This window comes from Woronichinia naegeliana WA131 (genome assembly GCA_025370055.1).
Lineage (GTDB): Bacteria > Cyanobacteriota > Cyanobacteriia > Cyanobacteriales > Microcystaceae > Woronichinia > Woronichinia naegeliana.
Map to the genome: position 1 here is coordinate 5,400,056 of CP073041.1, position 26,332 is coordinate 5,426,387.

Annotated in this window: 15 protein-coding genes and 11 pseudogenes; 14 read left to right on the top strand and 12 right to left on the bottom strand. The window is 40.3% G+C overall.

Annotated elements, in window-relative coordinates:
• The first annotated feature begins 43 nt into the window (after nucleotides 1–43).
• Nucleotides 44–1,117, top strand: coding sequence for an IS1634 family transposase (locus KA717_27145; GenBank protein ID UXE64794.1), 1,074 nt, complete (start codon nucleotides 44–46; stop codon nucleotides 1,115–1,117).
• Nucleotides 1,118–1,146: 29 nt separating this feature from the next.
• Here the strand turns inward: KA717_27145 and KA717_27150 are convergent, their stop codons facing one another.
• The 5 genes from KA717_27150 to KA717_27170 form a co-directional block, all read right to left on the bottom strand.
• Nucleotides 1,147–1,791, bottom strand: coding sequence for a hypothetical protein (locus KA717_27150; GenBank protein UXE59464.1), 645 nt, complete (start codon nucleotides 1,789–1,791; stop codon nucleotides 1,147–1,149).
• Nucleotides 1,792–1,893: 102 nt separating this feature from the next.
• Complete coding sequence (locus KA717_27155; protein UXE59465.1) at nucleotides 1,894–2,100, bottom strand: hypothetical protein; 207 nt, start codon at nucleotides 2,098–2,100, stop codon at nucleotides 1,894–1,896.
• 156 nt (nucleotides 2,101–2,256) lie between these two features.
• Nucleotides 2,257–2,964: a hypothetical protein gene (locus tag KA717_27160; GenBank protein ID UXE59466.1), complete on the bottom strand. Its 708-nt coding sequence runs from the start codon at nucleotides 2,962–2,964 to the stop codon at nucleotides 2,257–2,259.
• 221 nt (nucleotides 2,965–3,185) lie between these two features.
• The gene (locus KA717_27165) at nucleotides 3,186–4,541 is read right to left on the bottom strand and encodes an ISNCY family transposase (GenBank protein UXE59467.1); all 1,356 of its coding nucleotides are present in this window, start codon (nucleotides 4,539–4,541) and stop codon (nucleotides 3,186–3,188) included.
• A 46-nt stretch (nucleotides 4,542–4,587) separates the two neighbouring features.
• Nucleotides 4,588–4,926: a hypothetical protein gene (locus tag KA717_27170; GenBank protein UXE59468.1), complete on the bottom strand. Its 339-nt coding sequence runs from the start codon at nucleotides 4,924–4,926 to the stop codon at nucleotides 4,588–4,590.
• Between the two features lie 67 nt (nucleotides 4,927–4,993).
• Between KA717_27170 and KA717_27175 the strand changes: the two genes are divergently transcribed.
• The gene (locus tag KA717_27175) at nucleotides 4,994–6,037 is read left to right on the top strand and encodes an IS630 family transposase (GenBank protein ID UXE59469.1); all 1,044 of its coding nucleotides are present in this window, start codon (nucleotides 4,994–4,996) and stop codon (nucleotides 6,035–6,037) included.
• On the opposite strand, the gene KA717_27180 is transcribed toward KA717_27175, so the two are convergent.
• The gene (locus KA717_27180; GenBank protein ID UXE59470.1) at nucleotides 6,024–6,314 is read right to left on the bottom strand and encodes a hypothetical protein; all 291 of its coding nucleotides are present in this window, start codon (nucleotides 6,312–6,314) and stop codon (nucleotides 6,024–6,026) included. The two genes, KA717_27175 and KA717_27180, sit on opposite strands and share 14 nt — an antisense overlap.
• A gap of 50 nt (nucleotides 6,315–6,364) precedes the next feature.
• On the opposite strand from KA717_27180, the pseudogene KA717_27185 reads away from it, so the two are divergent.
• Nucleotides 6,365–6,742 (top strand): annotated as a pseudogene (locus KA717_27185) (ISNCY family transposase).
• Between the two features lie 235 nt (nucleotides 6,743–6,977).
• Here the strand turns inward: KA717_27185 and KA717_27190 are convergent.
• A pseudogene (locus tag KA717_27190) lies at nucleotides 6,978–8,259 on the bottom strand (ISKra4 family transposase).
• 297 nt (nucleotides 8,260–8,556) lie between these two features.
• Nucleotides 8,557–9,765 (bottom strand): annotated as a pseudogene (locus KA717_27195) (IS5 family transposase).
• A 95-nt stretch (nucleotides 9,766–9,860) separates the two neighbouring features.
• Here KA717_27195 and KA717_27200 point away from each other — a divergent pair.
• From KA717_27200 to KA717_27220, 5 genes and pseudogenes are all read left to right on the top strand, one after another.
• Nucleotides 9,861–10,157, top strand: a pseudogene (locus KA717_27200) (ISKra4 family transposase).
• 123 nt (nucleotides 10,158–10,280) lie between these two features.
• A pseudogene (locus KA717_27205) lies at nucleotides 10,281–10,978 on the top strand (transposase).
• Nucleotides 10,979–11,073: 95 nt separating this feature from the next.
• The gene (locus tag KA717_27210) at nucleotides 11,074–12,132 is read left to right on the top strand and encodes an ISKra4 family transposase (protein ID UXE59471.1); all 1,059 of its coding nucleotides are present in this window, start codon (nucleotides 11,074–11,076) and stop codon (nucleotides 12,130–12,132) included.
• 308 nt (nucleotides 12,133–12,440) lie between these two features.
• The gene (locus tag KA717_27215; protein UXE59472.1) at nucleotides 12,441–13,229 is read left to right on the top strand and encodes an IS1634 family transposase; all 789 of its coding nucleotides are present in this window, start codon (nucleotides 12,441–12,443) and stop codon (nucleotides 13,227–13,229) included.
• A gap of 67 nt (nucleotides 13,230–13,296) precedes the next feature.
• A complete protein-coding gene (locus KA717_27220; GenBank protein ID UXE59473.1) occupies nucleotides 13,297–13,515 on the top strand; it encodes a hypothetical protein in 219 nt (72 codons plus the stop codon).
• Nucleotides 13,516–13,687: 172 nt separating this feature from the next.
• Here KA717_27220 and KA717_27225 read toward each other — a convergent pair.
• Nucleotides 13,688–15,013, bottom strand: a pseudogene (locus tag KA717_27225) (IS4 family transposase).
• A gap of 119 nt (nucleotides 15,014–15,132) precedes the next feature.
• On the opposite strand from KA717_27225, the pseudogene KA717_27230 reads away from it, so the two are divergent.
• Nucleotides 15,133–15,516, top strand: a pseudogene (locus tag KA717_27230) (IS1634 family transposase).
• 154 nt (nucleotides 15,517–15,670) lie between these two features.
• On the opposite strand, the gene metH reads toward KA717_27230, so the two are convergent.
• Nucleotides 15,671–19,258 (bottom strand): methionine synthase, encoded by a 3,588-nt coding sequence (metH, locus tag KA717_27235; GenBank protein UXE59474.1) that lies wholly within the window; start codon nucleotides 19,256–19,258, stop codon nucleotides 15,671–15,673.
• A 491-nt stretch (nucleotides 19,259–19,749) separates the two neighbouring features.
• On the opposite strand from metH, the pseudogene KA717_27240 reads away from it, so the two are divergent.
• The 4 genes and pseudogenes from KA717_27240 to KA717_27255 all read left to right on the top strand — a co-directional run bounded on the left by KA717_27240 (nucleotide 19,750) and on the right by KA717_27255 (nucleotide 22,489).
• Nucleotides 19,750–19,914: pseudogene (locus tag KA717_27240) on the top strand (transposase family protein).
• 214 nt (nucleotides 19,915–20,128) lie between these two features.
• On the top strand, nucleotides 20,129–20,323 hold the full coding sequence (locus KA717_27245) for a transposase (GenBank protein UXE59475.1): 195 nt from the start codon (nucleotides 20,129–20,131) through the stop codon (nucleotides 20,321–20,323).
• Between the two features lie 17 nt (nucleotides 20,324–20,340).
• Entirely contained in the window at nucleotides 20,341–21,516 is a 1,176-nt protein-coding gene (locus tag KA717_27250) for an IS4 family transposase (GenBank protein UXE59476.1), read from the top strand.
• 4 nt (nucleotides 21,517–21,520) lie between these two features.
• A pseudogene (locus KA717_27255) lies at nucleotides 21,521–22,489 on the top strand (ISAs1 family transposase).
• A gap of 118 nt (nucleotides 22,490–22,607) precedes the next feature.
• Here the strand turns inward: KA717_27255 and KA717_27260 are convergent.
• The gene (locus KA717_27260; GenBank protein UXE59477.1) at nucleotides 22,608–23,453 is read right to left on the bottom strand and encodes a hypothetical protein; all 846 of its coding nucleotides are present in this window, start codon (nucleotides 23,451–23,453) and stop codon (nucleotides 22,608–22,610) included.
• Between the two features lie 154 nt (nucleotides 23,454–23,607).
• Between KA717_27260 and KA717_27265 the strand changes: the two are divergent.
• Nucleotides 23,608–24,889: pseudogene (locus tag KA717_27265) on the top strand (ISKra4 family transposase).
• A 136-nt stretch (nucleotides 24,890–25,025) separates the two neighbouring features.
• On the opposite strand, the pseudogene KA717_27270 reads toward KA717_27265, so the two are convergent.
• Nucleotides 25,026–26,307 (bottom strand): annotated as a pseudogene (locus tag KA717_27270) (ISKra4 family transposase).
• Nucleotides 26,308–26,332 lie beyond the last annotated feature (25 nt).

Below are 26,332 nucleotides of genomic sequence, written 5' to 3' on the forward strand. Positions count from 1 at the left end.
GTATTTCTACTTATTGCAAAGGTGAGATGCTCCCGATGGCGACATTCCCGCTTTTCTCGAATTAGGAGATGGCAATCAAAGTGATAAAAAAGAGTTTGCTAAACTCTTGAAAAAGTTCAATGAGCAGTGGCAATTCGATGGTTTGTATATAGCAGATTCAGCCTTATACAGTGCCGATAACTTGCAAAAGTTAACCGGCATATACTGGTTATGTTCTGTGCCGAAAACGATTAGAGAAGTGCAGGATGCGGTCAGTCAATTAGCCTCGGAGCAATTCATCACAACTGATTTAGAGGGCTATCGTCTTACCTCCTTAGAAAGTGAATATGGGGGAGTCAAACAACGTTGGATAGTGGTAGATAGCGAGCAAAAAAAAGCTTTAGACCTCAAACAACTGACGAAGAAGACAGAGAAAGCAACGGCTCAAGCTCAAAGACAATTAGAACAATTACAGCGTCAGGAATTTGCTTGTCGGGAGGATGCTTTAACCGCCCTGAGCCGATGGGAGAAGAGTTTAGAATGGCATCTTCTTCAAGACCTAACTGTCGTCGAAAAATGTCATTACGGTCATCGAGGTAAACCCCGTCCCCATGAACAGCCCATTCGTCGTAGCTATCATGCCCAAGCCACTTTCAGCCTCAATAGTGCGAAAGTTCAAGCTTCAGAGCGGGCAGCAGGACGTTTTGTCTTGGCGACGAATCAGCTAGATGGAGACTCTTTGAGCGATGAGCAACTGCTTGTCCACTACAAGCAACAGCAAGGGGTAGAGCGAGGTTTTCGCTTCCTTAAAGACCCTCTGTTTTTGGCGTCCAGTGTTTTTCTCAAAACCCCTGAGCGGATTATGGCATTGAGTTTCATCATGGTGTTGTGTTTACTGGTGTACAGCTTGGGACAACGTAAACTGAGACTGGCTCTGGCAGAGCAGGAGGAGACTGTGCCTAATCAGTTGGGAAAGCCGACTCAGCGTCCGACACTGCGTTGGATTTTTCAGATGTTGAGAGGAGTTCATTGGGTTGTACTGGATAATTGTCCCCAAATAATCAATCTAACGCTTGAGCGAGAGAGGATTTTGCGCTTTTTTGGGGCTACTACTTGTCAGTATTATCTTTTGTCATAATGACTTTTCTTATTTTCTTTGTTCTTTTTTTATGTACGGAATGTGGGCTCAAAGGCTTCTACCTTGTTTAAAATCTGAGTCTGAACAGCTTGTGGATAGTCACTGAGGATAAGATTGCTGGGCCAGGTAGGTAAAGTAGGAAGACTCTTAAGCCAAAAACGATAGGCAAAGCTGCCCAAAAGATGGACTAATTGACGAAAAGTGACTTCAATCTTCAATCGGAGACCGTAGGCGGCAATAATCTCAGGTCCAGTCAAACAGAGATCAGTAGAAAGCAGAATCAGTCGTCGTCCGTTAGGCAATTGGGTCAGAACAAACTTGACGAGCTGATGGGGACTATCCCAGTGGAACTCAAAGCACTGATAAGAAACCGTGACTTGTTGACCATAGAGCCAGACTTTAGCTGTCGGAAAGTCCGCCGCCAGAGCGAACAGCTTTTCTAGTTTTATCGAACTCCCCCAAATCCGTGGTCGTCCTCTCCCCGTCAGCGTCGGCACGGAACAAAAGGGGGCTCCTTTTTTTTCTGTGAAGTTTTTTGCATATTCTTCCTCATATTCTTCCCAGGGAATCATTTTTGACATTTCTATCCAACGATTTTCTTCGTCTAACTGCCCGCCGAACAGATTTTTCAAGTTTTCTGGTGTTTCAATTGAGTACTGTTGCTTTCGGTACATCTGCTTTCTCTCTTCTTAATGCAATGGTTTTGAGGCATTCTACCCTATTTTCGTGCATTCTAGCGGTTCTTAATTCGCCTACTATTTTTCTCCGTAAAGGTTTCAGCTTTTTTCAGCAAGCCCTACATAACTCCCTGCCTCTGCGTAAGTAACACAAAGGTCAGCCATTTTTGTCACCAGGCTCGTCTTCACCTTTTTTTTGCCTTTTCCCTCCCCCTTCTCGGTTGCTTTGGACTTGATGCCATCGTCTAGCCGCAACACTAAGGGCAAGGCAAAGCAGGCTTTCCCTACTCCCACCAAAATACTCAAGGCATTGAAGTAATGACCCCTTATCCACTCTCAGCAATTCTAAATTTGCGCTGTAGCAAGGGTTTCAGGTTTTAGTTCGCGTAATACGGGGGAAAATTCAACGGGATTAACAAGTTCATTTTACGAGTCTTCAAGCTTTTAGGCACAATAGTACATCTAGGATTGCCCCAAAAACCCCTTTAAAATGTTCTTTAAATCCCTAAAAGGCTTGCTGTGTCTAAAACTGAGAATTGCTGGGTGTTGCCAGCTATCAAAGACAAAATAGATAGTAAGAGTGCGTAAATGGGAAAAAAAGCATCTTCGAGCCCCTAAAAGTAGTCGGATACGTTGGTAGGACTCATCTAAAAGCTGTAAAACGGTGTGAAACAAGAAAGCCAGTAAATTTAAGGTGAGCAAAAAGGTAGCAAGATGGTGGTCACCATGTCCAAAATTGTGTTCTAGATGGTAGCCCTGAGTCTTAAGAGTATTATGGTTCTCATTTTCGGTTTTCCAACGAGAGCGAGCGACACTGACTAACTCAACAATGTTATCGGCTTGGGGAAAATGGTCGGTAATCCAATCGTTGTGAAAGAGAACCTGACCGTCAGAACGGCGAGTAACAGTGACCTCAAACCAATGAGTATTGAGGGCGGCGGAACCATCTCTTAGGGGCAAGTGATAAGTCCAACGATAATGATAGTCATGCCAATCGCGACCATGACGACGACGCTCATGGAAAGAGTAAACTTCCCCAATCTTCTCGGCATAGTCCAAAAACTCATAGAGAGTAGGGTGAGATTCAGGCAAACAGACAAAGAGATAGTGAAAGTGGTTTTGAAGAGCCTCTTCGCACATCGGTTGACGACTATAGAGGTCATCCCCCAATCATAGTAACGCTAAACGGGTCAAAGAATTCTCGATGTCTGTGGAGCCAACGTTTTGCCGCCGCTACCTCACAGTCCTGTTTCTCGTGACCATCTTGAGGAGTAATAAATTCAGGGTCAAGACTAATCCAGCAATTCCAAATTCAGAATGTAGTCAAAGATACAAAAGGCTCGATGTATTTACTGGCAAGGGTTTTGCTATGAAAATTGCCAATTAATCAACTAGGAAGAATTCGAGACAGCGAGAGAAACTGAGTCATCAAGCATAAAATCTAAAAGATGATGCCAGCTTTCAAAGAACAGATATTTGGTCAAAGAGAGAATATCTTGAAAGAATCCCTTACGAGTGCCGCGTTGGACGCGAATTCTCTGGTAACGTTCATCAACCAAACCTAAAACCGTGTGCAAGAGAAAAGCCAGCAAATTCAGGGTAAGCAAAACAGAGGCGAGGTGTTGTTTACCATGCCCAAAATTATGCTCTAAGTGATAGCCTCGATTTTTGAGAATATTGTGATTCTCGTTCTCAGTACGCCAACGAGTCCGTCCAGCACGACAGACATCAAGAACGATGTGAGGGGTGAGAAAATGATTGGTAATCCAACTATTGTGATAAAGAAGTTGAGCATCGGATTCGCGGTGGATTTTTAGCTCACACCAGTTAACCAACAAAGCAGGCTGTTGGTCTCGCAGGGGAATCTGATTGAGATAACGGCAGTGCCAAATCTCGAAATACTTCCCATTCCAACGTCGGTGTTGAGTGGTTTTGACTTCTCCATTAGCTTCTAAATAGTTTAACCATTCATAGAGTGTGGGATGAGAAGTCGGTAAACAGACGAAGATAAAGTTGAAATCGTGGTCGAGACAGTGCTGACAAGTGGGCTGACGACTGTACAAGTCATCCCCTAGCAGAGTTATCTTCTGTCCCGCAAACAAACTAGCATGGTTACTTATCCAACGTTTCGCCGCATTTTGCTCACAATCTTGCTTTTCAGAACCGTCTTGAGGGGTAATAAATTCAGGGGGTAAGGAAAAAACTGATTCATGGTCTGGGGAAACAATCACGGGCAATAATGCCTGATGGAAGTAGGTGACTTTTCCCTGTTTTGACGTTTTGGTTGAACAGCATGGACAATTTACTTTTTCCGAACTGTAGTAATTTGTCCCATCCATTGCTACTAGAAGATTTCCCCTCAATATTTCATAGGCTTTCAAGAATCCCATGCTCCTCAATGCTTGGTAAATTAACCCAAACAAAGGGAATAGACTACTCGCTGCTACCCCATCCACAATGTTGCGAATCTGTTCTACTGTTGGTATTTTTTCTAGTCCAAACAAGCTCTGAGCATTATCTCGCCCACAACGGCTGTTAAGCTGACGTTGGTACTCTAAAAATGACTCATTTTGCATAAAAAAGGCGGCAAATGCCCCCAGTATCGCCTCTCTTAGACTATATTTCGTTGCATTACTAACCGAACGGGGGTCATCTATCTTCCCAATGACCTCGTTTAAACAGTGAACGATTCCGTCAAAACTTAGGTCGTTTACTTCCATCTTTCTCTCTGCAAAATCAGTAGACACTTTTCTCTTTATTCATAACTTCCTATAGGTCAAAGTTTTTCTGTCTCTATTTATACCATTTGAATTTGGAATTGCTGAGACTAATCACTGCTTTTTGCTGAGGTGAGACAATTACAGGTAAAATTGCCGAATGAAAGTAAGTCACTGTCCCGTTTTTATGGGTTCGATGGGAACATTGCTCACAGTGGATATTTTGGGAGGAGAAATACTCTGTGCCATCTAGCGGAATTAGTAATTGCTTGTCTAACACCTCATACCGAGTCAATATTCCTCTGGTCTTTAGTAGTTGATAAATGTCACTAAACACCACAAATAACGAATTGGCTTTGATTTTATCCAGGATATTGCGGATTTGATTGTCACTAGATATACTGAACACGGTCACAAGTTGCGAATTTTAAAAATAAGAGATAATATAGTAAAAATAGAAAAAGTAGTCAAGAGGCTGAGAAATGATTAAGTTAGAATTTACGGAAGAAGACAAAAGACTGTTGTCTTACGGTCGGTTTAATCACCCGCATCCTAGAGTACAGCTAAAGATGGAAGTTTTATGGTTAAAAAGTCAGGGATTATCTCATCAAAAAATTGCTCAATTCGCAGGAGTTTCAGTAAATACGGTGACAAGCTATATCCGTGATTATCAAGAGGGCGGGATAGAAAAACTAAAAGAAATAAAATTTAATCGCCCGAAAAGTGAGTTAACAGAGCATCAAGGGACAATTGAGGCATATTTTGAGTCAAATCCACCAGCAACAATAAATGAAGCAGTAAAAAGAATAGAAGAATTAACGGGAATAAAAAGAAGTCCAACGCAAGTCAGAAAATTTTTAAAGTCAATAGGAATGAGGTGTCTAAAGGTGGGAACAATTCCATCAAAAGCAGATGTAGAAGCTCAGGATAGCTATAGAGAAAAAGAGCTAGAACCAAGGCTAGAAGAGGCAAAAGCAGGAAAAAGGGCAGTTTTCTTTGTAGATGCCTCTCATTTTGTAATGGGAGCATTTGTAAATTTTATATGGTGCTTCAAGAGGATTTTTATTAAGTCACCATCAGGGAGAAAACGTTTTAATGTGTTAGGAGCATTAAATGCAATTACCCATGAAGTAATTATGGTAACGAACAGTTCTTATATTACGGGAACTCAGGTTTGTGAACTCCTAGAAAAGATAGCAGAATTAGGACTATTAATACCGATTACGTTGGTATTAGACAATGCTCGTTATCAAAAATGCCGAATTGTGCAGGAGTTGGCAGAATTATTAGGAATAGAGTTACTGTACTTACCTCCTTATTCTCCTAACTTGAATTTAATTGAAAGACTGTGGAAGTTTGTGAAGAAGAAGTGTTTATATGCAAAATATTATGAAGATTTTACGCAGTTTTCTGCAGCAATTTCAGGATGTCTTGAAGATGCTAACGTAAAATATAAGGAGGAGCTTGATTCTTTGCTCACCTTACGATTTCAACGCTTTGATAAATCTCAGATTATGAACGTTTGAAGTATATTTTGATGGCACCGAATAGAGTTTGAAGATTATCCCTACCGTTGCGACTATGCAGTTGTCTCTGATGTTCTAGGAATGATTCACATTGCATTAGAAACAGGCTGAAACCACCTAGTACCGCATCTTTTAGGCTGTAGGTTGTATTTGGACTGGGTTGGCGAGGGTCTTTCATTTTCTCTATACTTGCTACCAAGTACGCTATCAGACCAGTCATACTGATTATTCCTTGCATCTTTTCTTCCTCTCTGGCTACCTTGTTGTCCTTTCCCATTATCCCTGTTTTCTACAACCCTTACCTCGCCTTAAATTTAGAATTGCTGTTGGATTACCAATCATTTTCTCACCCCTTACATCGTTCTTGATGTCTGTCGTGCTGGACGGACTCGTTGGCGTACTGAGAACGAGAATCACAATATTCTCAAAAATCGAGGCTATCACTTAGAGCATAATTTTGGGCATGGTAAACAACACCTCGCCTCTGTTTTGCTTACCCTGAATTTGCTGGCTTTTCTCTTGCACACGGTTTTAGGTTTGGTTGATGAACGTTACCAGAGAATTCGCGTCCAACGCGGCACTCGTAAGGGATTCTTTCAAGATATTCTCTCTTTGACCAAATATCTGTTCTTTGAAAGCTGGCATCATCTTTTAGATTTTATGCTTGATGACTCAGTTTCTCTCGCTGTCTCGAATTCTTCCTAGTTGATTAATTGGCAATTTTCATAGCAAAACCCTTGCCAGTAAATACATCGAGCCTTTTGTATCTTTGACTACATTCTGAATTTGGAATTGCTGCTAGTAGTCAGTCATCCTTGATTTGATGGGTAAAAAGTGTGAGAATGGGGAAGACCTAAACATTCAAGAGAAATCATGGCTAAAAAAAAATACATAGGGCTTGCTGAAGGGTGCGACCTTTAGTTGATAAAAGCTGTTGTAATCAGGGTTCTACAGGGAACCCATATTGATCAAGTTTTGCCCAAAATTGACTCCATCGTTCCTTGGTCAATACCAAAGCTCGTAGGCTCAAAATAATTCCTGCTCCTTTTTCCTTCCATCGCATCCCTGAACAACATAATCGTTGTTTGACCAACGTCTTACAAGCTGCTTCCGTAACACCTGAACCAATCGGATACTTTTTCTCTATGTATTCAGCATAATCCATTTGATGCTGATGATTCTCGTAATAAGTAATCGCCGCTTGTAGTTTCTCGGTAAGATTCTTAGAATGACTTTTTTCTTCTTTGACTTCTTTCATCAGATTTAGCAGTTCTCCTGCTTTTCCTTTTTCATGCTTGAGTTCTCGACAATTTTCAGTCAACCATTCTTTTTGTTTTGACACGGTATTCGGATGCAACGCTTCTGCCAAGGCACCTAAGTAACCAGAGGCATGATAGAAATCTAATATCTGTTCTTCCGTTTGCTTTTCTAAAAACTTCCAATTTGATTCTGCCCCGTCTGCTATCCCGACCAATGTTGCCTCTGGATAACGGTTTTTCGCTCGCTCAATTTCTCTTTCTAATCTTTCTAGAAAACTCTTTTTTCCATACTCTGGTGCCGCACCTAGATAGATTGTAGGTTGACGTTCGCCTTCACTATCGTATAGGGAAACGGTTCCCACCATTGCTTCACGGTAGCCATCCTCACACATCAGCATACAGGTTCCATCTAATCCTATTCCCACTGTTGCAATTTGGCTATCCTCCTTGGGCGGGGCATAACTCCACGCTTCTTCTTTTGCCTGTACCACACTTCCTACTGCTTCACTCAATCTTTGGATATAGGATAGCGCTACTTTTCTACCATGATTTTCTAATAAATCATTTTTCACCTCTTTGCCTGCCATCCCTGACATTTTTGAGGATACCTGTTTTGCCAATAATGGCGTTGATGTTATGATTATCCTTGCTTCTCTTTCTAAGGGGCAATACGTTTTTCCTCAAAGGTGAACGCTGATATACATGACGATTCACTATAACCTCACCATAAGGTGTTTGATATTCTTTCGGTTGCTCTCCCTTACTCTTCCAGATTTCTTCACCGATTTTTAAGGGTGAACCATCTGTATCTAAATATTTCAAGGCTTCTTTGCTGGCGATGCAACCTACTTCGTTTAAGCCTTTTTGAATATTTATTTCTGTATCCAATATTGAACGACTTAGTTCTAATGTTAGTTCTATTTTTATCTTTGAACCCTCTACATTAATTAGTTTTGCTGTCATCATTGTTTCCTCTTTGTCACTTTTCATCTCATGTTAACACTTTTCTTTTCCTTCATCAACTAAAGGTCACACCCTTGCTGAAAAAGTCAAAAAACGAAAGAAATGTGGGTTAGGGAAGTATGGACTGAAAAAGCATAGATAACTTATCCTTATGGAAACAAATCAAAATACAGATTTTGTTTAATCTATTGTTCCTTTCTGTCTAAAAAGGTCAACACAAATCACTCCTCACAAAAGAGAGGAAAATTAACACCATTTTTCACAAGAAAAACGACTCTACAACTTTTTACTTTTTGTCTTCTGAAGTAGAGTAGAAAGATTCATTACCAAAAAGTTCATCGCAATTACCGTTTCCGAGGTCTCAGGTAGTTTGGCCATCACTCGACCAAGACTAAATTTCCTCTTTCCCTGTCCGAATTTACCCTCAATGGCATTACGCACTCTTTCATCTGAGCGTGCCTCTTTCTTTTTTTCTTTGCTCACCTCTTTCGGCGGTCTTCCCAATCGGGGACCACTCATTCTTATATCCCTTTCTTTACAATAAGCTCGATTCGCTTTTGTTCGATAGATTTTATCCACATGAACCGATTCCGGATAACATCCTGTTTCCCTTTTATATTCTTCTATTCGCGCTTGTAAATCTCCCGATTCGTTGTAATTATCCCAACTTAATTTGTCTAAGAAGACAAAGCCATTCACATTACTTGCCGATATTTTAGCTCCAAACTCTACTGCTTTTCCCGCTTTTCCACGCACTATTGGACGCACGTGAGGTTGGCTTACACTCACAATTCTGTTTTCTACTTTATTTGTCTTTTTTTCATACATTTCTAACTGTTGCTCATACACTTTTCCTATCGTTACAAGCTCTTCTTGCTCTTTTTTCGTTAGTTTTTCTAACTTTGCTCCCTCTTCTATCATTTTTTCTATATCAGACAAGTTTCTTTTTATATATCCTAGTTGTTTTTTTGTTCCTTTTCTTCTTTCTTTTTTTGACACACGACGTTTTTTTGCTATGGCTAAGTACTCTTTTCTTGCCACTTCCCTATAAGTCCTCGGCTTTTCTTTCCTTTTCTCTTTTATTTCTTCATACAGCTTATCTATTATTTTTTCTGTTTTTTCTCTGGCATCATTCAATATTCCTATATCCGTTGGATATTTTATATCTGCTGGTGTACAAGTCGCATCTAACAATAACTTTCCTTCATTTTCTTTTTTTTCTGACGCTACACCCGTCGCTTTTTTTTCTATTTCTTTATTAATTTTATTTATTAATTCCATTCCTATTTTTTTACGAAAATGAACCATCATTGACGCATTAAATGCTTCTTTGCTACTATAGCTTTCCATTCCTATAAAGTACTGTAAATAAGGGTTCTCTTTTATTTGTTCTACTGTTTCTCTGTCACTTTTTCCTGAAATTTCTTTGATAATTAATGCTCCTAATGCCATTCTAAATGATTTGGCTGGGGCTCCTTTTTTTTCTGTGAAGTTTTTTGCATATTCGGGAGCATCCCAAATTTGCAGTAAGTATAAATGCTTAGTTACAAAGAAGGGAAAAGGGGATAATCTAAAAAGTTATAAAAATTGGAGTACAAAAAATGAACGTTGAAGATAAGCAAAAATTAGACGACCATCTCAAAGCTATCGCAGAAATCATGGTCAGAAATACGCAAAAAGAAGACTTGAAAAGCTTTGAAAGTATAGAACTAGCGGTACGAGAGCAAATGTTGACGGTCGTAAGTCCAGCTATTGGCCGTTTTTTTTGTGAAACAGCAACAGGAACAAAAGCAGGAAGAGAAAGAACAGTGGACAGTATTATCGGAAAAGTAAAAATTACAGAAAAACAGGCGAAAAAGCTAGGGTTAGAAAAAAATAAACAAGTGAGTCCTTATTTAGGGCTTGCTGAAAAAAGCTGAAACCTTTACGGAGAAAAATAGTAGGCGAATTAAGAACCGCTAGAATGCACGAAAATAGGGTAGAATGCCTCAAAACCATTGCATTAAGAAGAGAGAAAGCAGATGTACCGAAAGCAACAGTACTCAATTGAAACACCAGAAAACTTGAAAAATCTGTTCGGCGGGCAGTTAGACGAAGAAAATCGTTGGATAGAAATGTCAAAAATGATTCCCTGGGAAGAATATGAGGAAGAATATGCAAAAAACTTCACAGAAAAAAAAGGAGCCCCAGCCAAATCATTTAGAATGGCATTAGGAGCATTAATTATCAAAGAAATTTCAGGAAAAAGTGACAGAGAAACAGTAGAACAAATAAAAGAGAACCCTTATTTACAGTACTTTATAGGAATGGAAAGCTATAGTAGCAAAGAAGCATTTAATGCGTCAATGATGGTTCATTTTCGTAAAAAAATAGGAATGGAATTAATAAATAAAATTAATAAAGAAATAGAAAAAAAGCGACGGGTGTAGCGTCAGAAAAAAAAGAAAATGAAGGAAAGTTATTGTTAGATGCGACTTGTACACCAGCAGATATAAAATATCCAACGGATATAGGAATATTGAATGATGCCAGAGAAAAAACAGAAAAAATAATAGATAAGCTGTATGAAGAAATAAAAGAGAAAAGGAAAGAAAAGCCGAGGACTTATAGGGAAGTGGCAAGAAAAGAGTACTTAGCCATAGCAAAAAAACGTCGTGTGTCAAAAAAAGAAAGAAGAAAAGGAACAAAAAAACAACTAGGATATATAAAAAGAAACTTGGGGAGCATCCCAAATTTGCAGTAAGTATAAATGCTTAGTTACAAAGAAGGGAAAAGGGGATAATCTAAAAAGTTATAAAAATTGGAGTACAAAAAATGAACGTTGAAGATAAGCAAAAATTAGACGACCATCTCAAAGCTATCGCAGAAATCATGGTCAGAAATACGCAAAAAGAAGACTTGAAAAGCTTTGAAAGTATAGAACTAGCGGTACGAGAGCAAATGTTGACGGTCGTAAGTCCAGCTATTGGCCGTTTTTTTTGTGAAACAGCAACAGGAACAAAAGCAGGAAGAGAAAGAACAGTGGACAGTATTATCGGAAAAGTAAAAATTACAGAAAAACAGGCGAAAAAGCTAGGGTTAGAAAAAAATAAACAAGTGAGTCCTTATTTAGAAAAATGCTGCTTAAATATTGTAGCCTGTGAGTCATTTGAGAGAGGAGAAAAAACAATCAAGATGACGACGGGAATGTCCATCTCAAAAAGCAGTCAACACCGATTAGCATTAGGGTATGAATTTCAAGAAGCTCAAGGTAAAGGGAAAATAGAAAGTCTAAGCATAGATGGCGGAACAGTAAGAATACGAACGAGCGTAGGCGAAGAAAGTATCTGGAAAAATTATAAAGCAGTAAGCTTACATGGTCAGGTATGTGCGGCATTTTTTCAAGCGCAGGAAGAATTAATCGCTTGGACAAATAATCAACCATTAGCGAGAGTAGTAACTTGCTTAGGAGATGGACATGATGGGATTTGGAATCTGATAGAAAAGATAAGGGATAAAGACGAAAGAAGGGAAGTATTGGATTGGTATCACTTGGTGGAAAATATCCATAAAGTGAAAGTTTCAAAAAAGGTAAAGAGGCAAATAGAGACGTACTTATGGCAAGGGGAGCAAGATTCAGCAATTAAAGAATTGAACGGTTCAAAACAAAAGGAAGCAATTAACTTCATCAATTATATGAAGAAACATGAAAGCAGAATGCCAGATTATGGACTCTATCAAGACTTAGGTATCTGCATTGGCTCAGGAAGTGTAGAGTCAAAAATCAAACAAATTGGCAAGAGAATACAAATAGCAGGGGCTTGTTGGAAGTCAGAAAACGTTCCTCAAATATTGAGATTACGCTGTGCTTATCTCAATGAAGCTATTGCCTGAGTACTTTTACTCATTGCAAATCTGGGATGCTCCCCGAGAGAGCGATTAGGGACTCCCTTATGGGACTTATACTTTTCTTGGGCAAGACGATCTATTTTAGATAATAAATCTTCTGGAACCCTTAGAGAGACAGTTTTGGAGCTAGACACGGTTGCAATGTCGTACAGTGCATACATAGATTATCATACACTGCATTGTCATCGCTTCGCTTATAACCCATATTCCGTACTAATTTTGAAAAAATAAAAATAGATTCAAAAATAGCAACAGAATAGTTAAAATAAAAAAGCTAACAAACCGAGGAGAAAATGACCCAATTAAACGTTAAAAATCTCGACCATTTAGGAATAATCGCGGCCGTAGTTGATGAACTAGGTCTAGTGGATTATATCAATGAACAGTTACAAGAAAATGACCGTGCGAAAATCAGTGCGGGTCTGGTGGTTAAAGCCATGATTCTCAATGGCTTAGGATTTATTAATTCTCCCTTGTATTTATTCAGTCGTTTTTTTGAAGATAAACCCCTAGAACATCTCTTAGGAAAAGGAATAAAAGCCAGCGACCTGAATGATGACCGTCTGGGAAGAGTATTAGATTTAATTTTTATGGCTGGCATCAGTCGTTTATTTGTAGGAATTTGTCTAAAAGCAGTGGAAATCTTCAAAATAATGATGGCAAGCGCCCATCTAGACTCAAGTTCTATATCAGTAGAAGGGGAATATAAATTATCAGTAGAAAGAGAAGACAAAGAAGACCAAGTAATCCACATAACCCATGGTCATTCAAAAGATGGCCGACCCGACCTGAAGCAATTTGTCTTAAATTTAGTCTATTGGGGGGATGGGGACATACCCGCTTTTCTGGAATTAGGGGATGGCAATCAAAGTGACAAAAAAGAGTTTGCTGAAGTCTTGAAAAGGTTCAATGAACAGTGGCAATTCGATGGTTTATATATAGCGGATTCAGCTTTATACAGTGCAGATAACTTAAAAAAACTAACAGGAATAAAATGGTTATATTGTGTGCCGAAAACGATTAAGTCAGTGCAAGACTTGCTGACTGAATTAGCTTCAGAGCAATTTATTACAACGGATTGATTTAGCGGGCTATCGTCTTACCTCCGTAGGAAATGAATATGGGGGAGTAAAGCAACGTTGGATAGTGGTGGAAAGCGAGCAAAAAAAAGCTTTAGACCTGAAACAACTGACTAAGGCGACAGAGAAAGCGACGGCTCAAGCTGAAAAGCAATTGTCGCAATTACAGCGTCAGGAATTTGCCTGTCGTGAGGATGCTTTGACTGCTCTGAGCCGATGGGAGAAGAGTTTAGAATTACATCATCTTGAAGACCTAAGCGTAGTGGAAAAATGTCATTACGGTCATTGAGGTAAGCCCCGACTCCATGAACAGCCGATTCGTCGTAGCTACCCTGCTCAAGCCACTTTCAGCCTCAATAGTGCGAAAGTTCAAGCTTCAGAGCGGGCAGCAGGACGTTTTGTCTTGGCGACGAATCAGCTAGATGGAGACTCTTTGAGCGATGAGCAACTGCTCATCCGTGTCAACTTAAAGGAATGGGTTCCCAAATTTGTTGATTGAGAGCGGCCTTTTCTCGATGTCGCTTTCTCTCAGCTTTGACCAAACCAAATAACTTAGCACGTTCAGCCAGATAGGTTACTGTATCAGGCTTTTCTCCTCTAGCAATAGCCTTCGCTACATAGTATAGACTCCGAAACACCATCTCTACTGAGATTTTTTCTTTCGGTTGATTTAGAGCAATCGCCACTTCCCCTACCAATTGATTTAAGACCGTATAGAAAATCAAAGTGCAAATAATCTGGATTTGGACACCATTCTTATTCCCTACCCATAAATAGGCTAGTCCTAAAAGTCTTTTCGTTAATAAAAAGGCTTCTTCGATTGTCCATCGTCTTCGATATAAATCACAGACCTCTTCGGCGGACAGTTGTTCGGGAGACAACACATTTGTTAAATACTGATACCAGATTGTTCCCCATAATACTGAGACTAATCTCACCGGATGCTTGCAAGGATTAGAACGGTAATTTCCCATAATGATAATCTCATCTCTGTAATGACTACCTTGAGACAATACTTGTTTGGTTTTGTAAGATGTACCCGCTCTAAATCTGGTTAGAAAAAACTTTTTAGCTTCTGTTAACAAATCAAACCACACAAAGCTAAAAAATCCCATATCTACGAGAATTAAACCATTTTCTGGTAATTTAGCTGCCAATTCTTCACACCATATTTTATCATTTGATTTATCATTTTCTGTGTACCATAAAGTAACGGGTCTTTGGGTAAAGGCTTCCACTACCATCATTATTTTACCCCCCAATTTACTCTTTTCTTCTTTACTTATTTTCATATTTTTCCTTATCTGCTCTAGCGTTTAGCCATCTGCTATCCACACTGCACTAAACTTTTCTCTTATTTTTTCCCATTTTTCTCCTACTTGGAGCTTCTTCCCTTTTTCGGCTGCTTTTTCTAACACTCCTTTTAGTAATATTGCAAATATTTCGGCTGGCACATTCATCATTCTTTTTGATACTGCCTGTTTGCTTACTTTTAATGATGCTACCCATAGCAATCCCTCTTCCTCTAACAGTCTTACCGCTTCACTTATACCCGCTATTTGACGATACACTATACTTAACACTAATGCCACCATTACTGGTAAATTTAGCACCCTATCTCTCATCATTTTCTCATGAGTTCCCTGTAAATATTTTAATGGTGTAAACATTGTGGGTTCTAGTAATTCAAACAACTCTTTTGTTATTTCAGGGATTTCTACCCCTGGCTGATTTGTCTTACGACGTAAGTCTGGGTTTCCTTTTCTCCGAGGATGTTGTCTTGCCATTTGTTTTTTGCTCACTTTTTTATATACTAACCTTTTTTTCAGCCTACTCTTACTTCCGCCTGCTTTTAGGCTAATCTTTTGTGAGTAGGCATTTTGGCTTAAGTTGACACCAATGGCAACTGCTTGTCCACTACAAGCAACAGCAAGGGGTAGAGCGAGGTTTTCGCTTCCTTAAAGACCCTCTGTTTTTGGCGTCCAGTGTTTTTCTCAAAACCCCTGAGCGGATTATGGCATTGAGTTTCATCATGGTGTTGTGTTTACTGGTGTACAGCTTGGGACAACGTAAACTGAGACTGGCTCTGGCAGAGCAGGAGGAGACTGTGCCTAATCAGTTGGGAAAGCCGACTCAGCGTCCGACACTGCGTTGGATTTTTCAGATGTTGAGAGGAGTTCATTGGGTTGTACTGGATAATTGTCCCCAAATAATCAATCTAACGCTTGAGCGAGAGAGGATTTTGCGCTTTTTTGGGGCTACTACTTGTCAGTATTATCTTTTGTCATAATGACTTTTCTTATTTTCTTTGTTCTTTTTTTATGTACGGAATGTGGGTTAATTGATTCATATTTTTAAATAATTTATACAAATTTTTGAAAGATTGGTCTGGCAATCAGTCGTAATTTTTAACCAGACCATGTAATAAATTTAAGCTAATCAACCTAAGCACTGAAATATTTAGCCACAGGATGATAGGCAATAATCGCCGTTGTGGATTGTTCGGGATAAACCTGCTCACTTTCATCCATAAATAAACCAATGCGATCGCTTTTTAAGAGGTCTAATTGCTTGTATTGATCCTGCATATTGGGACAAGCGGGATAGCCAAAACTATAACGAGAACCTTGATAACGTTGTTGCAAAATATCTCGAATATTGTCAGGTTCCTGCGCCCCAAAACCGAGTTCACGACGGATTAAAGCATGAGTCCATTCCGCTAACGCCTCCGCCATTTGTACCGCCATACCGTGATAGTAAAGATAATCCGTATATTCATTACCATCAAATAAGGTTTTGGCATAGGCTGTGGCCACTTCTCCCACCGTTACCGCTTGCATGGGAAAAACATCGGTAATGCCCGATTCTTTAGGCACAAAAAAGTCCGCAATACAGAGACGACGACCCGACTTTTGACGGGGAAAATCAAAGGTGACAATCGGGGCTAAATCGGCAGGAATTTGACCTTGATTCTGTGCAACGATTTCGGGATCATAGATATACAGAGAATTGCCTTCCGATTGACAGGGGAAATAACCATAAACCACCGTCGGATGCAATAAATCTTCAGCTAAAACTTTGGCTTTCCATTTTGCTAAAATGGGATGAACCGTTTCCTGTAAAAATTGGTCGTATTCTTCGCGGCTTTGCTCTTTGGGTTTGCGAAATTGCCACTGTCCCACAAACAGAGCCTGTAAGTCCAGATAATTGAAAACATCTTCTACTGCAATATCACTGGGTTGCAATATTTTCGTTCCCCAGAAAGGTGGTGTAGGACGTTCAATATTAATCTCTACGGCTTCAGAACGTTGGGTATCAATAACTTGCGGTTCCGCAGGAGTATCAGTGGCATCAATTAACTTTTCATCCTCGATACCAAAATTCGTTTTCTGTCCATTATCCTGAGCCTTACCCTTGCCATTTTCCTCGGCATAATCCCCTAAAAAGCCTTGCAGATCATCCCAGAAGTTTTGGCTCTTAGCAGGCATTAATTTATCCATAAAATGCAAATCAGAAAAAGCATCTTTGCCATAAACAACCCGACCTTGATAGGTATTTTGGCAATCCTCATAGACAAATTTAGGGGTTAAAGCGGCTCCTCCTAAAATAACGGGAACGGTAATTCCTTCCTGATTGAAAACTTCCAGATTTTCCTTCATAAATGCAGTGGATTTAACCAGTAAACCACTCATAGCAATACAATCTGGATTATGTTCTCGATAGGCTTCAATGATATTTTCAACGGGTTGTTTAATGCCTAAATTAACAACTTTATAGCCGTTATTGGAAAGAATAATATCTACTAAGTTTTTACCAATATCATGGACATCGCCTTTCACCGTGGCAATAACAAAGGTTCCCTTGGCATTCCCCGCACTTTCGGATTTTTCCATATAGGGTTCCAGAAAAGCGACGGCGGCTTTCATGGTTTGAGCCGATTGCAAGACAAACGGTAATTGCATTTGACCCGATCCAAATAATTCACCAACGGTTTTCATGCCATCTAAGAGGAAAATATTGATAATATCTAAAGGGGGATGGGTTTTTAACGCTTCCGTTAGTGCATCTTCTAAGCCTAAACGCTCCCCATCAATAATATGTTGAGTTAAACGCTGTTCAACGGGAAGATTACTATCCCCAGAGCGATCGCGTTTAGTGGTTTTGCCTTCAAATAAAGTGGTTAATTTGGTTAAGGGATCATAAGTACATACCTCTCCCTCAAACTGACGACGATCATAGATTAAATCTAAACAAACCTGTTGATGTTCAGGATCAATTTTGGCCAAGGGTAAAATCTTATTGGCACTAACGATCGCCGCATCCATTCCCACGACCATACATTCATGGAGAAAGATAGAATTTAAGACTTGACGAGCCGCAGAATTTAGCCCAAAGGAAACATTGGAAACCCCCAATAAAATATGACAATTAGGCAATTCTTCGCGTATTTGTTTAATAGCTTCGACGGTAGCTTTACCGTTTTCACGGTCTTCTTCAATGCCTGTTGAAATGGGCAAGGCTAAAGGATCAAAAAAGATTTCTGAACCAGGAATTCCGTAGGCGATCGCCGCATCATAGGCCCGTTTGGCAATCTCAAATTTCTTGGCAGCCGTGCGTCCCATGCCATCTTCATCAATGGTTCCGACCACAATTCCTGCCCCATATTGTTTAGCAATATCGAGTAATTTATAGAAGCGTTCTTCGCCATCTTCGTAGTTAGTGGAATTGAGAATACATTTCCCGCCAGCAACCTTTAAACCCACCTCCATTTTTTGCCATTCTGTTGAATCGAGCATTAAAGGTAGAGTTATATTATTCACTAAACGGGAAGCCAATTCGTGCATATCTCGCACCCCATCGCGTCCCACATAATCTACGTTCACATCAAGAATATGCGCCCCTTCTCGGACTTGAGATTTAGCCAGGGAAACCAAACTATCCCAGTCTTCAGCGTTTAATAAATCTCGACACTTTTTGGAACCACTGGCATTTAATTTTTCTCCCACAATTAGAAAAGAATTGTCTTGAATGTAGGGCTGAGTGGTGTAAATTGAAGCGGCAGAAGGTTCATTGTAGGGATGGCGTTCTTTCGGGGTTAAAGTCTCTGCAATTTCTGCTAACGCTTTAATATGATCGGGACGAGTACCACAACAACCACCAATAATTTGCACTCCCAAATCTTCAATAAAGTGCATCAAAGACATTTGTAATTCCACAGGAGTCAGCCGATAAAAAGCTTGTCCTCCCACATTTTCGGGTAAACCCGCGTTAGGAATACAGGAAACAATAAAAGGCGAATGTTCCGACAAATATTTAATATGTTCCTTCATTTTGTCGGGGCCAGTAGCACAATTTAAACCCAAAATATCAATTTTGTAGGGTTCTAAAATGGCTAAAGCGGCTCCAATTTCTGTCCCTACTAACATCGTTCCCATTACTTCCATTGTTACCGAAACCATAATCGGCAACCGTGCTTTTTTCTCGTTAAAAACTTCTTCGATCGCATTCAAAGCGGCTTTAATTTGTAAAACATCCTGACAGGTTTCCACTAATAATAAATCTACGCTACCATCGTAAAGACCCTGTACCTGTTCAATATAGGAATTTTTGAGGGTGTCGTAATCAATATGTCCCAGAGTGGGCAATTTTGTTCCTGGCCCCATAGAACCTGCCACAAACCTTGGTTTTTCAGGGGTTGAAAATTCCTGAGCTACACTTTTTGCTAACTCTGCCGCCGTTTTATTGAGGTAGTACGCCTTGTCCGCTAGATCGTATTCGCCTAAAACAATGGAAGTTCCGCCAAAGGTATCGGTTTCAATCACATCCGCCCCTGCTTCAAAAAAGGCTCGATGCACCGTTGCCACCGCTTCAGGCTTAGTGTGTACCAAGTATTCATTGCAGCCCTCATACTCTGCCCCGCCAAAATCGGCTGCTGTCAAGTTTTGGACTTGCAGGTTGGTTCCCATAGCCCCATCAAAAACCAATACGGGACGGTTAGGACTATTCAGGCGATCAAGGAAGGCACTTTTCATGGCGATTCAGGAGATCAATTTGGGTTATGGGCTATTATAGAGGATGTTATCGAGGTATGACTAAGACAAGGCTTTATTTCTCCAAACTCTATAATTAAATTTACGACATAATACTACCTCAGAACAGCAATTCCAAATTCAGAATGTAGTCCAAGATACAAAAGCCTTGAAGTGCTTACGGTCAAGGGGTTTTGTATCAATATGTGGAATCAGCGTAATGCTCTATTTAGTGATTGATCAAGTTTGTTTGCAGGTTGCTGACTCTCCAAGAGGCTAAGATTCGAGGAGGAAGTACGAAAAACGTCAGAAATCAGCGAAATCTCTTTTAACGCATAAAAGCGAGATAACGTCTGTATCTTATGTTACTGTTTGAATTTGGAATTGCTGATTGATGACACAGGGCGAACGCATCTAAAAATGATACAGATACAAGAACATTATAGAGGGATGGATAAGGGAAAATAAGGGAAAGTGCATAGAAAACAAAAGCGATGAAACTCCGACCCAAATATAGACTGGTAGAACACTTTGCCGAAATAGATGACCCTCGCATCGAACGAACAAAACGGCATAAACTCATTGATATTCTAACGATTGCCATCTTAGCCGTCATTTGTGGAGCAGAAGGTTGGGTAGCCATGGAAAGTTTCGGCAAGGCTAAACATCAATCTGACTTTTCCCGTTAAGTCCAAAATCCAGCAATGCAAACTTCTAGAGGCTTTATCTGGCAAGGGTTTGAGTAATGATTCTCTTGACAGGAAAAAAATATTCTGAAGCCATCATCCCGCTTATCGTTCAAATTTCAAAAACAAAGGATGAAGGGAGTATGAGACTGTAAAATGGAGAAAATCTTAAAGGGCAGGTCAAAAAATGTTGGAATGGTGGACAAAAAACTTTGCCAGTTGTGAATTGGGAGACGAGAGGCTAAACAATCGTGCCTTCTCGATTGGGAAAAAGTTAAGTGAGGGGTTTGGAAAAGCCTTATCAGAAGTGTTTAAGGGAGGAAACGAGTTAAAGAGGGCCTATGAATTTTTGGGAATCCGAAAACAGACTTTGTCAAGATAATAGAGCCGCACTGTGAAATGACAACTGCCGCCGTAGAAGAATATAAGATAATGCTATCAGTCGGAGATACGACCTTCTTAGATTATCGCAATATCAAGGAAAAAAGGGAAGGGTATGGGCCGACTGGAAAAGGAGGGAATGGATTAATACTGCATAGTGCTTTAGCAATTGAGCCAGAAAAAGGACAAGTATTAGGTTTATTATGGCAAAAACTGTGGAATAGGGAGGTAAAAGAAAAGCCCCCAACAGATGAAACGGCGAAGCAGAAAAAAGAAAGACAGAAAGAACAAAGAAAAGCAGCTCGTCAAAGACCATTTGAGGAAAAAGAATCCTACAAATGGGTAGAGGCTCTAAACACCTGTGAGAAACAGGTAGAAAGTTCAACGAGGGTAATTCATGTATTTGACAGAGAAGGAGATGTTTCAGAAGTCTTTGACTCAGTGCGTCAACTCAAGCATACAGGAGTGCTGGTCAGAGCGTCTCATAATCGTAGTTTAGACAAAAATAGTGAACGACTTTGGCAACATTTGGAATCAGAACCGATTCGTTTTCATCAAGAAATCGAGATTCCGAGTACAGGAAAAAGAAAAGCACGGAAGGTTAAGCTTGCCGTCCGATTTTGCTCAGTTAATCTACGAACTCCCTATCGTTTTGATAATCGTGACCCGTTGAATGTCTATGCTGTTTATGCGACAGAAATCGATTGTCCCGAAGGCGAAACTCCTTTATCTTGGATGCTTCTGACTACAGAAGTTGTTGAGACTATTGAGATGGCTGTCACTATTCTTCGTTGGTACACCTACCGATGGCGGGTTGAAGAATTTCATAAAGTCCTTAAGTCTGGTTGTCAGAGTGAGCGTTATCGACTTGCCTCTGATGGAATGAAAACTCTTTTGGGTTTTTTAAGTGTCATTGCTGTTGAACTTTTACACGTTACTTATCTTCATCGTACCCAGCCCGATGCTCTCGCGATTGAAATTCTTAATCCTCTTCAACTTCAGGTGTTAAAAGCAGCCGCCTCTCAAAAACTTCCCCCTATTTTGACTGTTGCTTGGGCTGTCGAGTCTGTTGCTTTTCTTGGTGGTTATCTTGAACATCGTCGTAAAACTCCTCTCGGTATCCAAGTCCTTTGGCGCGGTTGGTTGAAGTTGCATGACCTTTGCCAAGGCTGGCAGCTTGCAATCCGCACTTAACGGGAAAAGTCAGAAACATCAATGGCTAAAAAAAATTTTGGAATTGCCGAATGGCATCCCCTCCGACGATACGTTTGCGCGTGTATTTGCTAGTCTGAATCCAGAGCAATTTCAAGACTGTTTTCTGCATTGGGTCAAAAGTATAGCGGAGGTAAGTGAAGGAGAAGTGATAGCGATTGACGGCAAAACCCTTCGCCACTCCTATGACAATGCCAACGGAAAGGGCGCAATTCAGATGGTAAGTGCATGGGCAACAGCAAATCGTCTAGTACTAGGACAGTGCAAGGTGGAAAGCAAATCGAATGAAATCACGGCGATTCCTAAACTCCTGAAAATGCTAGAGGTCAAAGGTTGTATCGTAACGATTGATGCCATGGGAACTCAGACAAAGATTGCCCAACAGATAGTAGGGCGAGGGGGAGATTATGTTTTGGCATTGAAAGGCAATCAAGGTAATTTATGTGAGGATGTTGAACAATTATTTGCTCATGCTCAATCGGTTAATTTTGTGGGAATTAAGCATGATTTTCATCAAACAATAGACAAGGGACATGGACGGATTGAAATTCGCCGTTGCTGGACGATGGAACAAACAGAATTTTTGCTGGGTGGGGAGAAATGGGCAAAGTTGACGAGCATCTGTATGATTAAAGCGGAGAGACGATTGAAAGACAAAACAGAGTATGAGACTCGCTACTATATCAGTAGCCTGCCGAGTAATGCTCAAAAATTATCCCAATCTGTTCGTAGTCATTGGTTGATAGAAAACTCTTTACATTGGGTTCTAGACTTGGCCTTCAACGAGGATGCTTGTCGCATTCGTAAGGATTTTGCTCCTGAGAATTTAGCCGTCTTACGCCATATCGCTCTTAACTTGCTCACAAAGGAAAATACTCTGAAACTTGGTATCAAGAATAAACGGCTACGCGCTGGTTGGGACGAGGACTATCTCCTTAAGGTTTTACTCGGATAAGATGCGTTTGCCCTGGACCTCAGAACAGCAATTCCAAATTCAGAATGTAGTCAAAGATACAAAAGGCTCGATGTATTTACTGGCAAGGGTTTTGCTATGAAAATTGCCAATTAATCAACTAGGAAGAATTCGAGACAGCGAGAGAAACTGAGTCATCAAGCATAAAATCTAAAAGATGATGCCAGCTTTCAAAGAACAGATATTTGGTCAAAGAGAGAATATCTTGAAAGAATCCCTTACGAGTGCCGCGTTGGACGCGAATTCTCTGGTAACGTTCATCAACCAAACCTAAAACCGTGTGCAAGAGAAAAGCCAGCAAATTCAGGGTAAGCAAAACAGAGGCGAGGTGTTGTTTACCATGCCCAAAATTATGCTCTAAGTGATAGCCTCGATTTTTGAGAATATTGTGATTCTCGTTCTCAGTACGCCAACGAGTCCGTCCAGCACGACAGACATCAAGAACGATGTAAGGGGTGAGAAAATGATTGGTAATCCAACTATTGTGATAAAGAAGTTGAGCATCGGATTCGCGGTGGATTTTTAGCTCACACCAGTTAACCAACAAAGCAGGCTGTTGGTCTCGCAGGGGAATCTGATTGAGATAACGGCAGTGCCAAATCTCGAAATACTTCCCATTCCAACGTCGGTGTTGAGTGGTTTTGACTTCTCCATTAGCTTCTAAATAGTTTAACCATTCATAGAGTGTGGGATGAGAAGTCGGTAAACAGACGAAGATAAAGTTGAAATCGTGGTCGAGACAGTGCTGACAAGTGGGCTGACGACTGTACAAGTCATCCCCTAGCAGAGTTATCTTCTGTCCCGCAAACAAACTAGCATGGTTACTTATCCAACGTTTCGCCGCATTTTGCTCACAATCTTGCTTTTCAGACCCGTCTTGAGGGGTGATAAATTCAGGGGGTAAGGAAAAAACTGATTCATGGTCTGGGGAAACAATCACGGGCAATAATGCCTGATGGAAGTAGGTGACTTTTCCCTGTTTTGACGTTTTGGTTGAACAGCATGGACAATTTACTTTTTCCGAACGGGTGTGACCTTTAGTTGATGAAGGAAAAGAAAAGTGTTAACATGGGATGAAAAGTGACAAAGAGGAAACAATGATGACAGCAAAACTAATTAATGTAGAGGGTTCAAAGATAAAAATAGAACTAACATTAGAACTCAGTCGTTCAATGTTGGATACAGAAATAAATATTCAAAAAGGCTTAAACGAAGTAGGTTGCATCGCCAGCAAAGAAGCCTTGAAATATTTAGATACAGATGGTTCACCCTTAAAAATCGGTGAAGAAATCTGGAAGAGTAAGGGAGAGCAACCGAAAGAATATCAAACACCTTATGGTGAGGTTATAGTGAATCGTCATGTATATCAGCGTTCACCTTTGAGGAAAAACGTATTGCCCCTTAGAAAGAGAAGCAAGGATAATCATAACATCAACGCCATTATTGGCAAAACAGGTATCCTCAAAAATGTCAGGGATGGCAGGCAAAGAGGTGAAAAATGATTTATTAGAAAATCATGGTAGAAAAGTAGCGCTATCCTATATCCAAAGATTGAGTGAAGCAGTAGGAAGTGTGGTACAGGCAAAAGAAGAAGCGTGGAGTTATGCCCCGCCCAAGGAGGATAGCCAAATTGCAACAGTGGGAATAGGATTAGATGGAACCTGTATGCTGATGTGTGAGGATGGCTACCGTGAAGCAATGGTGGGAACCGTTTCCCTATACGATAGTGAAGGCGAACGTCAACCTACAATCTATCTAGGTGCGGCACCAGAGTATGGAAAAAAGAGTTTTCTAGAAAGATTAGAAAGAGAAATTGAGCGAGCGAAAAACCGTTATCCAGAGGCAACATTGGTCGGGATAGCAGACGGGGCAGAATCAAATTGGAAGTTTTTAGAAAAGCAAACGGAAGAACAGATATTAGATTTCTATCATGCCTCTGGTTACTTAGGTGCCTTGGCAGAAGCGTTGCATCCGAATACCGTGTCAAAACAAAAAGAATGGTTGACTGAAAATTGTCGAGAACTCAAGCATGAAAAAGGAAAAGCAGGAGAACTGCTAAATCTGATGAAAGAAGTCAAAGAAGAAAAAAGTCATTCTAAGAATCTTACCGAGAAACTACAAGCGGCGATTACTTATTACGAGAATCATCAGCATCAAATGGATTATGCTGAATACATAGAGAAAAAGTATCCGATTGGTTCAGGTGTTATGGAAGCAGCTTGTAAGACGTTGGTCAAACAACGATTATGTTGTTCAGGGATGCGATGGAAGGAAAAAGGAGCAGGAATTATTTTGAGCCTACGAGCTTTGGTATTGACCAAGGAACGATGGAGTCAATTTTGGGCAAAACTTGATCAATATGGGTTCCCTGTAGAACCCTGATTACAACAGCTTTTATCAACTAAAGGTCGCACCCTTCCGAACTGTAGTAATTTGTCCCATCCATTGCTATACTTCAAACGTTCATAATCTGAGATTTATCAAGGGTGCGACCTTTAGTTGATAAAAGCTGTTGTAATCAGGGTTCTACAGGGAACCCATATTGATCAAGTTTTGCCCAAAATTGACTCCATCGTTCCTTGGTCAATACCAAAGCTCGTAGGCTCAAAATAATTCCTGCTCCTTTTTCCTTCCATCGCATCCCTGAACAACATAATCGTTGTTTGACCAACGTCTTACAAGCTGCTTCCGTAACACCTGAACCAATCGGATACTTTTTCTCTATGTATTCAGCATAATCCATTTGATGCTGATGATTCTCGTAATAAGTAATCGCCGCTTGTAGTTTCTCGGTAAGATTCTTAGAATGACTTTTTTCTTCTTTGACTTCTTTCATCAGATTTAGCAGTTCTCCTGCTTTTCCTTTTTCATGCTTGAGTTCTCGACAATTTTCAGTCAACCATTCTTTTTGTTTTGACACGGTATTCGGATGCAACGCTTCTGCCAAGGCACCTAAGTAACCAGAGGCATGATAGAAATCTAATATCTGTTCTTCCGTTTGCTTTTCTAAAAACTTCCAATTTGATTCTGCCCCGTCTGCTATCCCGACCAATGTTGCCTCTGGATAACGGTTTTTCGCTCGCTCAATTTCTCTTTCCAATCTTTCTAGAAAACTCTTTTTTCCATACTCTGGTGCCGCACCTAGATAGATTGTATGTTGACGTTCGCCTTCACTATCGTATAGGGAAACGGTTCCCACCATTGCTTCACGGTAGCCATCCTCACACATCAGCATACAGGTTCCATCTAATCCTATTCCCACTGTTGCAATTTGGCTATCCTCCTTGGGCGGGGCATAACTCCACGCTTCTTCTTTTGCTTGTACCACACTTCCTACTGCTTCACTCAATCTTTGGATATAGGATAGCGCTACTTTTCTACCATGATTTTCTAATAAATCATTTTTCACCTCTTTGCCTGCCATCCCTGACATTTTTGAGGATACCTGTTTTGCCAATAATGGCGTTGATGTTATGATTATCCTTGCTTCTCTTTCTAAGGGGCAATACGTTTTTCCTCAAAGGTGAACGCTGATATACATGACGATTCACTATAACCTCACCATAAGGTGTTTGATATTCTTTCGGTTGCTCTCCCTTACTCTTCCAGATTTCTTCACCGATTTTTAAGGGTGAACCATCTGTATCTAAATATTTCAAGGCTTCTTTGCTGGCGATGCAACCTACTTCGTTTAAGCCTTTTTGAATATTTATTTCTGTATCCAACATTGAACGACTGAGTTCTAATGTTAGTTCTATTTTTATCTTTGAACCCTCTACATTAATTAGTTTTGCTGTCATCATTGTTTCCTCTTTGTCACTTTTC

What these genes read in the sequence shown, in the direction of transcription:
- metH (UXE59474.1), bottom strand. Translation starts at nt 19,258, where the DNA reads ATGAAAAGTGCCTTCCTTGATCGCCTGAATAGTCCTAACCGTCCCGTA.
- KA717_27210 (UXE59471.1), top strand. Translation starts at nt 11,074, where the DNA reads ATGAACGTTGAAGATAAGCAAAAATTAGACGACCATCTCAAAGCTATC.
- KA717_27215 (UXE59472.1), top strand. Translation starts at nt 12,441, where the DNA reads ATGACCCAATTAAACGTTAAAAATCTCGACCATTTAGGAATAATCGCG.
- KA717_27150 (UXE59464.1), bottom strand. Translation starts at nt 1,791, where the DNA reads ATGTACCGAAAGCAACAGTACTCAATTGAAACACCAGAAAACTTGAAA.
- KA717_27250 (UXE59476.1), top strand. Translation starts at nt 20,341, where the DNA reads ATGACAACTGCCGCCGTAGAAGAATATAAGATAATGCTATCAGTCGGA.
- KA717_27180 (UXE59470.1), bottom strand. Translation starts at nt 6,314, where the DNA reads ATGGGAAAGGACAACAAGGTAGCCAGAGAGGAAGAAAAGATGCAAGGA.
- KA717_27175 (UXE59469.1), top strand. Translation starts at nt 4,994, where the DNA reads ATGATTAAGTTAGAATTTACGGAAGAAGACAAAAGACTGTTGTCTTAC.
- KA717_27245 (UXE59475.1), top strand. Translation starts at nt 20,129, where the DNA reads ATGTTGGAATGGTGGACAAAAAACTTTGCCAGTTGTGAATTGGGAGAC.